The sequence below is a fragment of the Nostoc punctiforme PCC 73102 genome (assembly GCF_000020025.1).
GTDB lineage: Bacteria > Cyanobacteriota > Cyanobacteriia > Cyanobacteriales > Nostocaceae > Nostoc > Nostoc punctiforme.
In genome coordinates, this window is the sequence record NC_010628.1 from 5,898,018 (window position 1) to 5,912,094 (window position 14,077).

11 protein-coding genes are annotated in these 14,077 nt (G+C 41.0%); 5 read left to right on the forward strand and 6 right to left on the reverse strand.

Translation table 11 applies throughout. The annotated features are described in order from the left end of the window. Window positions 1–3 precede the first annotated feature (3 nt). The 3 genes from pstC to NPUN_RS24055 all read right to left on the reverse strand — a co-directional run bounded on the left by pstC (window position 4) and on the right by NPUN_RS24055 (window position 3,223). Window positions 4–945, reverse strand: coding sequence for a phosphate ABC transporter permease subunit PstC (pstC, locus tag NPUN_RS24045; protein ID WP_012411068.1), 942 nt, complete (start codon window positions 943–945; stop codon window positions 4–6). Window positions 946–994: 49 nt separating this feature from the next. Further along, entirely contained in the window at window positions 995–1,996 is a 1,002-nt protein-coding gene (locus NPUN_RS24050; protein ID WP_012411069.1) for a PstS family phosphate ABC transporter substrate-binding protein, read from the reverse strand. A gap of 69 nt (window positions 1,997–2,065) precedes the next feature. Next, window positions 2,066–3,223: a sulfate ABC transporter substrate-binding protein gene (locus NPUN_RS24055; RefSeq protein ID WP_012411070.1), complete on the reverse strand. Its 1,158-nt coding sequence runs from the start codon at window positions 3,221–3,223 to the stop codon at window positions 2,066–2,068. Between the two features lie 505 nt (window positions 3,224–3,728). On the opposite strand from NPUN_RS24055, the gene NPUN_RS24060 reads away from it, so the two are divergent. The 3 genes from NPUN_RS24060 to NPUN_RS24070 all read left to right on the forward strand — a co-directional run bounded on the left by NPUN_RS24060 (window position 3,729) and on the right by NPUN_RS24070 (window position 6,735). After that, window positions 3,729–3,944, forward strand: a complete 216-nt coding sequence (locus NPUN_RS24060) for an antitoxin family protein (protein ID WP_012411071.1) — start codon at window positions 3,729–3,731, stop codon at window positions 3,942–3,944. Between the two features lie 7 nt (window positions 3,945–3,951). Continuing rightward, window positions 3,952–4,377 carry a type II toxin-antitoxin system VapC family toxin gene (locus NPUN_RS24065; protein ID WP_012411072.1) on the forward strand — a complete coding sequence of 142 codons (426 nt, stop codon included), beginning with the start codon at window positions 3,952–3,954 and terminating at the stop codon, window positions 4,375–4,377. 537 nt (window positions 4,378–4,914) lie between these two features. Next, entirely contained in the window at window positions 4,915–6,735 is a 1,821-nt protein-coding gene (locus NPUN_RS24070) for a tetratricopeptide repeat protein (RefSeq protein WP_041566392.1), read from the forward strand. Between the two features lie 72 nt (window positions 6,736–6,807). Here the strand turns inward: NPUN_RS24070 and NPUN_RS24075 are convergent, their stop codons facing one another. Further along, complete coding sequence (locus NPUN_RS24075; RefSeq protein WP_041566393.1) at window positions 6,808–7,977, reverse strand: FAD-dependent oxidoreductase; 1,170 nt, start codon at window positions 7,975–7,977, stop codon at window positions 6,808–6,810. A 3-nt stretch (window positions 7,978–7,980) separates the two neighbouring features. Between NPUN_RS24075 and NPUN_RS24080 the strand changes: the two genes are divergently transcribed. Further along, the gene (locus NPUN_RS24080; protein WP_012411075.1) at window positions 7,981–8,724 is read left to right on the forward strand and encodes a pentapeptide repeat-containing protein; all 744 of its coding nucleotides are present in this window, start codon (window positions 7,981–7,983) and stop codon (window positions 8,722–8,724) included. 225 nt (window positions 8,725–8,949) lie between these two features. Continuing rightward, entirely contained in the window at window positions 8,950–10,425 is a 1,476-nt protein-coding gene (locus tag NPUN_RS24085) for a pentapeptide repeat-containing protein (RefSeq protein WP_012411076.1), read from the forward strand. Between the two features lie 53 nt (window positions 10,426–10,478). Here the strand turns inward: NPUN_RS24085 and NPUN_RS24090 are convergent, their stop codons facing one another. Together NPUN_RS24090 and NPUN_RS24095 are read right to left on the reverse strand one after the other, a co-directional pair. After that, window positions 10,479–10,865, reverse strand: coding sequence for a response regulator (locus NPUN_RS24090; protein WP_012411077.1), 387 nt, complete (start codon window positions 10,863–10,865; stop codon window positions 10,479–10,481). 166 nt (window positions 10,866–11,031) lie between these two features. Further along, window positions 11,032–14,001, reverse strand: coding sequence for a response regulator (locus NPUN_RS24095; RefSeq protein ID WP_012411078.1), 2,970 nt, complete (start codon window positions 13,999–14,001; stop codon window positions 11,032–11,034). Window positions 14,002–14,077 lie beyond the last annotated feature (76 nt).

Sequence of the window (14,077 nt, forward strand, 5' to 3'; positions counted from 1 at the left end):
TTATTAATCGTATTTTTCTTTAAAGCGATTTGCAACCCAGTAACTAACAATATTCAAAGCTAAGGTAATTACAAACAGAACAGCACCTACAGCATATAAAGTCTTGAAATTGAGACTACCACGTGGGCTATCTCCACCAGAAATTTGTGCCATGTAAGCTGTCATTGTTTCTATTGATTCCGCAAAATTAACAGTCAGCTTTGGCTGTAGTCCGGCGGCAATTAGGACAGTCATTGTTTCACCCACAGCGCGAGAAATACCCAATATAATTGAGGCGATGATTCCTGAAAGTGCGGCTGGTAGAACTACTTTAAAAATGGTTTCCAATTTAGTGATACCTAAAGCATAAGATCCTTCTCGCAAAGAGCGGGGAACTGCTTTAATAGCATCTAAGCTGATAGAACCAACAGTAGGGGTAATCATTACACCCATCATTAAACCTGCGCTCAAAGCATTGAATATTTCCAGAGGGATAATATGCCGTAACAATGGTGTGACAAACAATAGCGCAAAGTAACCATAGACTACTGTTGGTATTCCTGCCAAAAGTTCTACTGCTGGACGTAAAACTGCTGCCACTTTTGGTTGAGCATACTCACTTAAATAAATGGCCGAAGATAAACCCAAAGGAATAGCAACTGCCATTGCAATAGCTGTAGTCAAAAAAGTGCCATTAATCAAGGGCCAAACACCAAAATGTCTATCTGCAAATAGAGGTGTCCATTTAGTATCAAGAAAGAATTGGGCAAAGGAAACTTCTTGGAAAAAACCAAATGTCTCTTGAAAGATAATTACGACAATACCAAAGGTAGTTAAAACAGAAACTAAAGCACAAGCAAATAAAATTACTGCAACAATCTTTTCAGAGATATCTTCAGATGGATTTTTATCCAGTGACTGTCTAGAGAGTAAATAAGGATCTTCTTGAGAATTGATATTTTGCATAAACAGTTAAGTTTGAACTCTACTCAGACTACAATAACTGCAACTTTATTTAAATAAAGTTTGTGATGGGTTCACCTGGTTTTGCTTTTTTAAACTTTGTCCCAGTTTCACCCGTAGCAAATTTTTGTTTAACCTTGACATAAGCTTCATCGGGTAATGCCACATAACCAACACTATCTACCCACTTCCAAGAATTTTCTAGATAAAAATCTACAAATTCTTTGACTGCTGGCTTTGTATCTAAAGACTTTTTACTGACATAGATAAACAGAGGACGAGATAAAGGTGTGTAGATGTTTTTGATCACATTATCTACTGGCACTGGTTTTTCGCACTTTCCAGTAGGACTTTCTACAGCAACCAGATTGAGTTTTTCTTGGTTTTGAATGTAATAAGATATCCCGACATAACCCAATGATGAGACATCGCCGGATACTCCTTGTACTAAAAGGTTTTGATTGTGGCTGGGAGTGTAATCTGTGCGGCCATTTTTGGCTTTACCTGTAACAGCTTGAGTCATATAATCAAAGGTTCCAGTATCGGAAGCTGGAGCATACAGTTTCAGCTTTTGGTTAGGAAATTTGGGATTAACTTGATTCCAATTTAAAATTTTACCGTCTGATTTAGCACCCCAAATTTTTCCCAATTCTTTAATTGTTAGACATTTGGCGAAGTTATTTTGACGGTTAGCAATCACAGCGATACCATCTAAAGCTATAGGTAACTCGACAAAATCAATATTCTTACTTTTACATTTTTTGATTTCTTCATCTCGAATGGTACGAGAAGCACCGGCAATATCAATATCACCATTACAAAATTTACTGAAACCACCACCAGTTCCACTTGAAGCAACGCTAACTTTTGCTTCAGGTTTCACCTTTTCATATTCTTCTGCAACTGCTAAAGAAACAGGAAAACCTACAGCAGCACCGTCAATACTCACTTGACTTTTTAATTCCTGTCCGCTATTACAAGCCGTGATACTGCTAGTAATCAGCATTAAGAAGGTGAGTAAAAAGCCATCTTTCAATCGGCTATGAAAGCTCATAAATTATGAATTGGTGTAAAATTATTGAAAATTATTTATGCTTGGCTAGCTGCTAGAAAAATATAGATATCATGCTTTGCTGGCAGCTTGAACTTTGTCAAAAATTGCCCCATCCCCAAAAAACTTTTTCTGGATAATATCCCAGCCACCTAAATCTTGAGATGTGAATAAAGTTTTAATTGGCGGAGGTTGTGAGGCTACTTCTTGGGTAACTGTGGGGTTAACAGGACGATATTGTAATTTTGCAAATTCCCGTTGAGCTTCTGTTGAGTAAAGAAAATCAACAAAGGCTTGTGCAACTTCTCTTGTACCGTGCTTATCAACGTTTTTATCTACTATTGCTACAGCATTATCAATGGAGATATTCACTTGGGGTACAACATAAGGCAACTTAGCCCCATTTTTACCCGCCAAAATTACCTCATTTTCGTAGTTAATTAAAACATCTCCCTGACCTTTTTGGAAGAATAAATCGCTAGCCTCACGGGCATCTTTCGTTAAAATAGGGGTATTTTTATAAACTTTAGTGACATAATCTAGCGCTGTTGCCTCATCACCGCCTGTTAGAGTTACCGAACCCCAAAAAGCCAAGAATTCCCAAATAGCAATACCAGAAGTTTTTGGGTTAGCTGCAATCACTTTCACGCCATCTTTTGCCAAGTCTGCCCAAGTATTGATGCCTTTGGGATTGCCTTCGCGAGTGACGATCGCAGCAACCGATCTACTAACAATACCATTTCTCGGAGCTTTGGTTTCCCAACCCGATTTAATCAAACCTGCTTGCTGAATTTTGCTGACATCCAGAGGAAGCGCCAAATGTACTATATCTGCTTCTTGGGAACCAGCAATCACAGCCGCCGCTTGAGCTACAGAACCACCATAACTCTGCTCAAATGTGACGTTTTGGTTATGTTCTTGCTTCCATTTTTCGACAAATTTGGGGATTATCTGGTCATGAGCCGCTTTGGTGACAGAGAAAGAAACGAGTTTCAATTTGACATCATTTTTGCTAGCTGAACTGCTTCCAGAGCAGGAGGCAACTGTTATACTCAAAAAAGCACCTACTAGAAAGAGACTCACAAAGCTTTGCACAGTGTGTCTATTCAACCAATTTCTAATTGTCTGTTGATATGAGAGTTGTATAGTATGCAATGCTTTCATGACATAAGACTGCATTCTTTCAGTTAGCAATTTACTCAAATGTGCCGTTTGTTGCGACTCGCTCATCAGAATTCACCCCTAAATCTACGGTATTTCTAAACAGATACCGTATTAGAAATTATAGGGTATATAGAATAATATTTATCATCTGGCTTCAATTTTTTTATGAGTAGCAACACTAGGGCCTAAACTTTGCGTTCTGCCAAACTTCAAAAAGCTGATTTGTCTACAGCATACATACATTGTTTTTGTATAGAATTGCCACAATAATTGATTACTAAGAATTGGGGAGAAGCTAAAAAAGTTTCTCCCTTTTTGTCCATAAAAGACCTCTTTCTGGTTTTATTACGCAAAACCTGTCCCTCTCAGAAGCAGAGAGGGAGAGAATTGAAGTTTAAAGAAGTTCGTTGCCCTTACGTAACATTAGTTCAGTTGGTGGCTGAGGCAATTCTCAAAAATCGATATAATTCGTAAGATTGATATAAGTATCTTCACTAGTAATTTAGCCGTATACTCTACTCGTATTGTTACAACCAGCTTAGGATAGACTAAAAGCACTTTTTGCAAAATAATGGTAGAAAAAATCACAGCTGTGTTTAATGGCAAAGTCTTCTATCCGGCTGAACCGATCGCACTGCCAATCAATACCCGCGTGCGAATCAGTATTGAAATTTTACCGCCAAGCGAACACGAAACGGTGTCATTTCTGCAAACGGCGCGATCGCTCAACCTAGATGGGCCACCTGACTGGTCTAGCAATATAGATAAATATTTGTACAGTAAGTAAACTTCTCATGCATTCTGAAGTCTTTCTTGATACATCATTTGCCATTGCTTTATCTGCACCGAGCGATCGCTTGCATGACCGAGCCTTACATCTGGCTAAAATGTTACAAGCGGCAGAAACTCATTTGGTGACAACACAGGCGGTAATGTTGGAAATTGGCAATGCCTTATCTCAACAACCTTATCGTCAGGCGGCAATTATATTATTAAATTCTTTAGTAGCAGACTCCAAAGTAGAAATTGTCCCTCTCTCTCAAGAACTTTACGAACGTGCTTTTGAGCTATATCGGGAACGAACTGAGAAAGAGTGGGGATTTGTGGATTGCGTATCTTTTATTGTGATGCAATATAGCGGAATCACTGAAGCACTGACTGCTGATGAGCATTTTCAACAAGCAGGATTTCGAGCTTTACTGCGAGAAAGCTTGCCTTAAGAGCCAATACGGTTCAGTTCAGGATAATTGTAGTAGCACGATAAGCTTAATTTGAGGGTTGAATAATAGAATAGACATCTCCCAAAAAGAATGTAAAGACGTTGAATTGCAACGTCTCTACAAGGGTTTCAAGTAACGTATAATTAATTTCTGGAAATGTCTAATGGTATTATTTAGGACTTTATAGGTTTTTTAAACCCAGTGTTTTAATGGCTGACGCACTAGTAGCGACTGTTGTGTTAGCTTCCTGTTTTCTGATGAGACTTCAGTAGGGATCTTAAACTGGAACGATTATCAAAATATATAGTTAAGAATCCCATTGCCTTAAGAGAATGTTTGAAAAGTCTGTAGTAGTGTATCAAAATATTTGTTTACCCCACCCTAACCCTCCCCGTATGTATTGGGGAGGGAACTGGATTATTTAGTTTCCCTCCTTTCCAAGGGGAGATTAAGGGGGGTAAAAATGTGATTTCACAGCCAACCACTTTTAAAACAACCTCTAAGCTAGGGAATGTTGAAACCCAAGAAAATTATTATATGAATGCTGAAGAATTTTTAAACCAAGGATTGAACCATAGTTTGCAAGGCGATTATCAAGAAGCGAACGCAGCTTATACCCAGGCAATCAAGCTCAACCCTAACTTTGCTGAAGCTTACCATAATCGAGGAATTATTCTTACCGATCAACTCAAAGATTATCGTGGTGCGATCGCAGATTTTAATCGGGCTATAGAAATCAATCCTAATTTTGCCACAGCCTATTATCACCGGGGTAATGCACATTACTTTTTAGGCGATTATCAAGGAGCGATCGCAGATTATAATCAAGCATTAGAAATCGATCCCAATCTCGCCCAATTTTACCACAGCCGGGGTAATGCCTACTTTGCCTTAGAAAAATACGACAAAGCGATCGCTGACTATATCCAAACAATAGAAACTAGTACCCAGTTAGCTGATAATATCAATATTGATATTGCTAATGCTTATCATAATCGGGGTGTAGTTTGTTTTGAAAAGGGCGATCGTCAAGGAGCAATCGCAGATTTTCAACAAGCTTTACAGTGGTATCCCAATTTTGCCGCAGCTTACAGCAATCGGGGTAATATTCACCATATCTTAGGAAATTTCAAGGAAGCGATCGCCGATCATGACCGAGCATTACAATTAGATCCGAAGTTGGCGGAGGCTTATCATAATCGAGGTAATGCCCACTACTCTTTAGAAAATTATCAAAGTGCGATCGCAGATTACAACCGCGCTCTAGAAATCAATCCCAGGTTTGCTGGAGCATATTACAACCGGGGTTTGGTTCTAGCTCATCTCAAAGAATATCACCGAGCAATTGAGGATTTTAATCAAGCGCTAAAGTTCAATCCTGATGATGTGCAAGCTTATTGTGAACGAGGTCTTGTCCGTAGTACCCTTGAAGACTATGAGGGTGCGATCGCCGATTATGATCGAGCGTTACAAGAAAATCCGACTCTAGCTTTAGTATATGGCTTTCGGGCCAATGCTCTCCGCCGACTGGGAGACTATCAAGGCGCAATTGAAGATAGCAATCGGTTATTACAACTCAATCCTAGTTTAGCTGAAGGATATTGCGATCGCGCTGCGGCTCGTCGTTCTTTAGGAGATCATAAAGGAGCAATTAAAGACTACGATCGGGCATTACAGATTAACGATCAATTAGCCGCAGCTTATTATGGTCGTGGAATTGCCCGTGAAGCTCTGAAAGATTTACAGGGAGCAATTGATGATAATACCCAAGCGATAGAGTTGGTTCCTGAATTTTCGCAAGCGTATTGTAATCGAGGAAATACTCGTCGTCTTTTGGGGGATGAACAAGGAGCGATCGCAGATTATAATCAAGCATTAAAAATTAATCCCGATTTAATTGAAGCATATTACAATCGCGGTTCAACGCATTACGCTTTAGAAGCTTATGAAAGTGCGATCGCAGATTACACGCAAGCTTTACAAATAAATCCTCAATCTGCTGCATTTTACAGCGATCGCGCTAATGCCCGCTATGCTCTAGAAGATTATCAAGGAGCAATAGAAGATTACAGTCGGGCGATCGCGATCGACTCCAGCTTTGCCGAAGACTGGTACAATCGGGGTCGTAGTCGTTCTCTATTGGGAGATTTACAGGGAGCGCTCACAGACTTAAACCAAGCCTTACAACTTCAGCCTCATTGGGCTTCAGCTTACATCCTGCGAGCAGATGTCTACCAAAATCTGGGTGATTCTCAAGGAGCAATTGCGGATTTCCAAAAATCCGCAGATTTGTATTACCAAGAGGGAAATGTTCAGTATTATCAACAAATTATGGAGCTAATTCAACAGCTTCAATAAAGGGATTGGGAATTGGGCATGGGGGAGATAAAAATTACCTCTCTCCCCATTCCCCACTCACTATTCCCTTGTTTATTCAAAACGGAAGCGTTTCATGAAGCGGCGGTCAATGCAATCTTTGTAATGCCACAAGAGTTTATGAGGTGGTAAAGTAAAGATGCCTTTGGTTGCGATCGCTTTTCCATCTCCTGTACCAATTAGACTTAAATATTGTTGCTGCGGCTTATAGGGTTTGAGCGATTTCCCTAATATAATTCGCTGCAAATTATTAAATAAAGGTTTACCTTGTCTAACAGCAAATACCCCAGCTTTTGGACGCGGATAATTTAACATTGTGGCGATGTCACCAGATGCAAATACCTGCGGGTGCGTTTGAGATTGTAACGTGTCTTCTACCAGAATAAAACCTTGCTCATCAGTTCCTAATCCCGCAATTTTTAACCATTCGGGTGCTGAAGCTTGTGTTACCCAAAAAATTTTATTACACTCTACTCTCAAACCAGAGTTGCACTTAATTTCAAATGTTTCTCTAGTTTCCTTGGAGTTTTTAGGTGCGATATTACACACATTTTCTCCAAGATATAGCTTAATACCCCGCTCGGTGAGAATCTGCTGAAGTTGATGCCGTACTGATTGATGATAATTGGGCATCAGTTGTATGTTACGCTGAAATAAATGAATTTCCAGATTTTGAATTGGTTGTTGATTTTGATGTAAAATCTGATGTAAATGAGATTGCATCGCCAACGCCAATTCTACACCGCCAGCACCTCCACCTGCGATCGCAATCCGAATTGCTTCTTGAGGATTTTTACCTACAGCTGCAATTAGTTCATACCAATGTTCCAATAGCTGGGATACTGGTTTAGCTGCGATCGTATATTCTGCTGCTCCTGATACAGACACTCTGGCCGGAGTGCTGCCAATATCAATAGACAGCACATCAAAATCTACCGCCAATCCGTTAGCACAGAGAACTTTGTTGTTTTCCAAGTCTAGGGCAACTACTCTGTCAATATACAAATTTGCTTGAGCAAAGTTAGCCAATGGTTTCAAATCAATATGACATTCATCATGGGTGTAAAATCCAGCAATATGTCCTGGTAACATTCCAGAGTAGGCTGTCTTTTGATTTGCAGTAATCAACGTCAAACGCACTCCGGGTAACGGCTTCATTCCAAACATTTTCAGGGCAATTGCATGGCTGTGACCGCCACCAATCAGCACTAAGTCTTTAAACATAGTATGTTGACAGTAATCATTAATTATTTTCATACTGTAAAAAAAAATTCATCAATTAATAACAGTCAATTAGTAAAAATATGTCTGGGGATACAGGCTTTCCAAAAACAAGTTAACCAAACTCAGGATAAGTCCCCAAAAGAGCATTTAAGAAGAGCAATTGAACAACTAGAAAGTAATACAATAGAAAACAGTCTAGCTGTAATTAATGATTTAGAGCTAATTGCCAAAAATCATCCACAGTACCACTGGATAATTATGAACATTCTTACTATTTTTATCCGAAACAATACTCTTTATATACCTCAAGAAGAAGTAACGATTAATCTGCTAGAAAAAGTTCGTCTAAATATTCAAGCAGCCCTTAGCGTTATCGCTAAAAGAGATATAAATAAAGACCCAGAAAATGAGCAGCTTGATTTAAGTTATATCGATATGAGAGGAGCAAACCTGAATAAGGCGAATCTACAACAGACAAATCTTTATCAAGCTAATCTTGCTGGGGCGAACCTTACAGAAGCTAATCTTGCAGGAGCAATTCTCAGTGCAGCTAACCTCGAAGGTGCGAACTTATATTTAGCTAACCTCGAAGGGGCAATTCTTAGTGCAGCAAACCTAAAAGGAGCTAACTTAAAAGGGGCTAACCTGCATTGTGCAAGCTTATATCTAGCTGATTTACATGGGGCAATTCTCAATGATGCCATACTTGATGGGGCTAACCTTAGAGAAGCTAAATTCTCTGAGTAAAACACCAGTCCTGCAAGGCGAAAGTTAAAATTAAAAAGCTTATAGGGTAGGATTTTCACCAATTTTCAGTAATTGTTCAATTTTCGCCTTAATCTACTACTATATTCGATATTATTACCTAGTTAAAGAGGTCTTCTGACACCTATTATAATTTTCTGCTAAATGCTATACTATTTTTTCCAAACATCTAAGTAATAATTCTAAGTTGTAAGGAAAATCTTTACCATGTCTTCTAAAAAGACAGACACTCTGTTGAATTGGTTGATAACTATAACAGTTATATTTGGCTGCTCATTGATTGTAATTTTCTTTGCTTTATCCAGTATTAAAGAATTGTCAATTCAGGAAAAAATTCAGTACAGAAACCAAGCTTTAACAACTGCTGCAATAGTTTTTCTGGCATCGGCGGCAATGTTTAATACCTATTACGCAGCAAAGCGGGTCCAAGCGATGCAGAAAAATGCGATCGCAGCTGAGAAAAACCTCGAAATTGGCCTTCAAAATGCCAAACTCAATCAAGATAGATTGATTTCAGAACGCTTTATGGGGGCAATTTCCCAGCTTGGTCATGATAAAGTTGAAACCCGAACAGGTGCAATTTATGCCTTAGAAAGAGTTGCTCAGGATTTTCCTAAAGAACACTGGACAATCATGGAAATCCTTACTGCCTTTGTGCGAGAAAATGCAGCTATCCAGCAGGTGAAGGTTGAGCAACAAAAGCCGGAATATGCACCAGATGCTTATTCAGGTAGGCGTAGAGGTGGGTCGCGTCCGACACAGCAGTTAGAGCAAAATCTCCATGAAGAATTTCCAACAATCCGCACTGATATTCAAGCAGCCCTAACTGTTATCGGCAGGCGTAATTTACTCGAAGACCCAAAAGATCAGAAACTTGATTTACGTCATATCGACATCAGACGAGCAGACCTGCTAGGAGTTAACCTACAACAAGCAGATTTACGTGGTTCTGACTTGAGCGGGGCTGACTTGCGTGGAGCCGACTTGAGTGAGGCTGACTTAAACGGCGCTAAACTCATTAGGTCTATTCTCTATGAAACCAAATTACTACAAGCCAGCCTCTGTGGAGCTAATCTATGTTGGGCTAATCTTAATCGTGCTAATCTCTCAGGGGCTAACCTGCGTTCAGCCAACCTTTCTGGAGCAAGTCTGCGTATAGCGAATCTCCAAGGAGCAAACCTCTATAAAGCCAACTTGCAACAAGCAACTTTGAAAGTCGCCAATCTCTCTGGCGCAAAGCTGTTTTTAGCCAACTTGCAAGGTGCAAAACTGGGTAAAGCCAACCTAAATCTAACGGGTTTGATAGGTGCTAATCTTTCAGGGGCTAACCTGAATGGAGCCAACCTTTCTGGGGCTAACTTGAATGCAGCCAAACTCCACCAAACAGAAGTCTATTTTGCCAATCTCTCAGAAGCCAGTTTAACGGAAGCTGACCTGCATCAGGCAAACCTGATTGGAGCCAACCTGCATAGAGCGACCTTTTATCAAGCTAACCTGACTCAGGCAAACCTGATGGGAGCTAACTTCTTAGAAGCTGACCTCAGTGATGTCAAACTGGAAGGGACAATTTTAACAGGGGCTAAAAACTTAGAGTTGCATCAGATTAGAAAGGCACTTGGCGATCGCACCACTCGCCTACCTGATTATATAGAAGCACCAACAGATTGGCGGCAATCAGGTTGAGTTAACGCAGCATCAGTTAGTTATTTGGGCGCATTCTACCGTTTTCACTCAGCTTATTTTTCCAGACTCCAACCCAGTGCTAAGGCTACTTCAGCAGCTAATTCTAGCGGATTAAATGGTTTAGCGATCGCACCAATCATTCCCATCTGATTATAACGACGGCGATCGGAAGCCTGGATTTTGGCAGTTAACAAAATTACGGGAATTTTTTTAGTTACCGGATTAGCTTGTAACTTTTCAAAGGTGGCAATCCCATCCATATCTGGCATCATTACATCTAGTAAAATCGCATCTGGTTGGTAAGTCTCAGCTTTCATTATCCCCTCTTCACCTGAACTCGCTGTTTCAACTTTCCAGCCTGCAACCGTTTCCAAGCAAATCTTGGCAACTTCTTGAATATACTGCTCGTTATCAACCACTAGAATTTGCTTTGTTGCCATCAATTGCTATCCTCTTATTTGGTTGTGATTCAATACTTCTCGCTTTGTGCATTTTTAACTCGGAATCAGGTTTGGGGTAAAGGTTTTTTCTGTCCCTTTCCCCTTTTCCCTTTTCCCCAAAATCCGAGAAGTATTGGGTTTTGATTAATGCACTGAAGTAACTCCATCAATCGTTGTTCAAATTCCTGGGGGTAATACGCCCTTTAGTCAAAAATTCTGCATCTTGACTTGCGTGGCTATTTATGATTTGGTCATGACGACTATAAATTACAGGAATATTGGAAGAGTTTTGTAAATCAGTATGTGGGAAAGTCCCAAACAACGGCAGAGTGACGTAAAAAGTACTACCTTCGCCCAATATACTCTCAGCCCAGATGCGTCCGCCGTGCTGTTGCATAATGCTTTTACAAATTGCCAAACCTAAACCAGTACCATCATGGTTACGTGAATCTGAAGAGTCAACTTGTTGAAAGCGTTCAAATATACTCTCAAGTTTGTCAGTTGGGATACCGCGTCCGGTGTCTTTGATGGTTAACAAAACTTCATCGCCTTCTTGTTGTGCCCCCAACCAAACCGTAGATCCAGCAGACGAAAATTTAATGGCGTTACTCAGTAGGTTAGTTAAGGTTTGGACAATGCGATCGCAATCTGCCAATACTTGACCGGATAGAGCAGAAATGGATAGTGTCACTCCGGCTTTGTCAGCCAAAGGCTGGATGACATTTACTGCTTGAGTAATCAAATCAACGATATTGCAGATTTCTGCTTCCATCTTCGCCTTACCCGACTCAATCCGCTCAATGTCTAGAATGTCGTTGATTAAACGTACTAGGCGTTCGGTGCTATCAGCAGCAATTTGCAACAGACGTTTTCCCTGCTCTGAGTCTGTCGGCAGCAAACCACTGGCTAGCATTCCGAGAGAGCCGTAAATCGAAGTTAAAGGTGTGCGGAGTTCATGACTAACAACAGAGACAAACTCGTCCTTCATCCGTTCGATTTGCTTGCGCTCTGTGACATCTCGTAAGATGACCGTATAAAATATCTCATCACCCATATCTATTTTAGAGATAGAAGCTTCTGCTGGAAACTCACTTCCATCCTTTCGGCGACCATAAATTTCACGCCGTTCTCCCATGCGCCGGGCAACATTGGGAGATTGCCCAAAGTCCGCTACGTGTTGACGATGTGCTTGGAAAAAGCGCTGCGGTAAGAGTAAATCAAGACCTTGGCCAATCACTTCCTGGGCACAGTAACCAAAAATCTTCTCTGCTCCTTGATTAAACAAGGTGATATTGTGGAACCCGTTGATAGAAATAATTGCATCATCAGCAATATCTAAAATTCGGGCAAATCGGGCTTGAGAAAACCGTAATTCTTCCTGCGTTTGCTGACGTTCATCAAGTTGTGACTGCAACTGCTGATTCACACTTATTAACTCGGCAGTTCGCTCTGCTACCCTCAACTCTAGTTCATTGATAGCTCGGTGAGAGAAAGATGGGGGTGAATTTACTTCCTCCGCTCCCCCTGCCCCTCTGCTCCCCTGCTCCCCTGCCCCTCTGCTCCCCTGCGTCACACGCTGCCGTAATTTCATTCGTTCTAAGCGATTGACGATCCGAGTTACAAGTTCTGGCCCGACAATGGGCTTGCTTACAAAGTCATCAGCACCAATGCTAAATACCTGATTTACCATCTCGGCATCGCTATGAACAGTGAGGAATAAGATGGGTAACTCACTCCAGTGTGAATCGTTGCGTACTAATCGACAAAGTTCTATCCCATTGATATAAGGCAATTCCACATCTAAAATCAGCATATCTGGGGCAACTGCTTCTAAAGTTTCCCAGAACTGAAGCGGATTTTCAAGAGCGATCGCTCTGAGTCCCCAAGGACTAAGTAAGGTTTGCAACAATGCCTGAATTTGCGGATCGTCATCCACAACCAATATTTTAGTTTCTGCATCGGGATGATTTTGCAGTGGTTGCGTCACTGTTTCTACTTGGGAGATTGACGATCCAGATATTGCCCCTGCATCGTTTCCCTCTATTTCTCGACGCAATAAATTTACCCAAATTTGGAGGTTGCCAATCTCAGATTTACTCAAGGTTTGATCATAACTCAGCAGCAGTTCGATATTGCGGGCCCATTTTGAGCCAAGAGGCAAGCCAAAAGTGCCTAAAGACCCTGCCAAAGTATGGGCTTCTTTGGCTGCAAGGGAGAGTAATTCGGGATTTAAACTATTATTTTGATTTAAAGTTGCGATCGCTTGCTCTAGCACCCTCACCTGCTGCTCCACCCGCCCTTGAAATCGTTGCCAAATTTCTGCAACTGCCATTAGTGCTTGCTGCTGTGATTTGAGATTGGGTATCGGCGATTTTACCCTATCTACTTCCCCTCTGCTCCCCTGCTCCTCTGCCCCTCTGCTCCCCTGCTCCCCGGCTCCTGCGCCCCTGTGCTTATCCTCTTCCAGAGGTTTCAGACGATAGCCAATACCATAAACTGTTTCAACCAAATCACCGGGCGCTCCTACAGCTTTAAGTTTTTGTCGTAACCCTTTGATATGAGTGCGAACAGCTTCTTCTTGGGGAGTATCTTCATAAGACCAAAGATGCTCTAAAATCATGCCACAGCTAAACACCCGACGACTATTTCGCAAGAATAGTTCTAACAGAGCAAACTCTTTTGGGGTAAGTGGGAGCAGGTTTCTAGCATAAACCGCTTCACAGCTACTAGGATCTAGGCGCAACTTCCCAGACTCCAGCACCGGTGGCGAGGTTACGGCTGGGCGACGCAACAGCGCCCTTATACGAGCAACTAACTCTTCTATATCAAAGGGTTTAACTAAATAATCGTCTGCACCTGCATCTAAGCCGATTGCTTTCTCATGACTACTATTGCGCCCTGTCATCAACAAGATCGGCATTTGCAGATTATTAGACCGGATTTTACGACAAAGACTAATGCCATCCAGCTTGGGCAAAACTACATCCAGGAGAATTAAATCATAATCGTAAGCTTGAATACAATCCCAGGCAGCATCGCCATCAGTGGCAACTTCAACCGCATAGTTTTGGTTAGTCAAAAGGTTAGTCAGTGTATATGCATTTAACCCATCATCTTCTACAATTAATATTTTCATGTTAAAAGCTTTCCAAGTTAAAATGGATACAATAAATAACAACTAATAAACTTAAATTGTAAAATGATTTACAGTG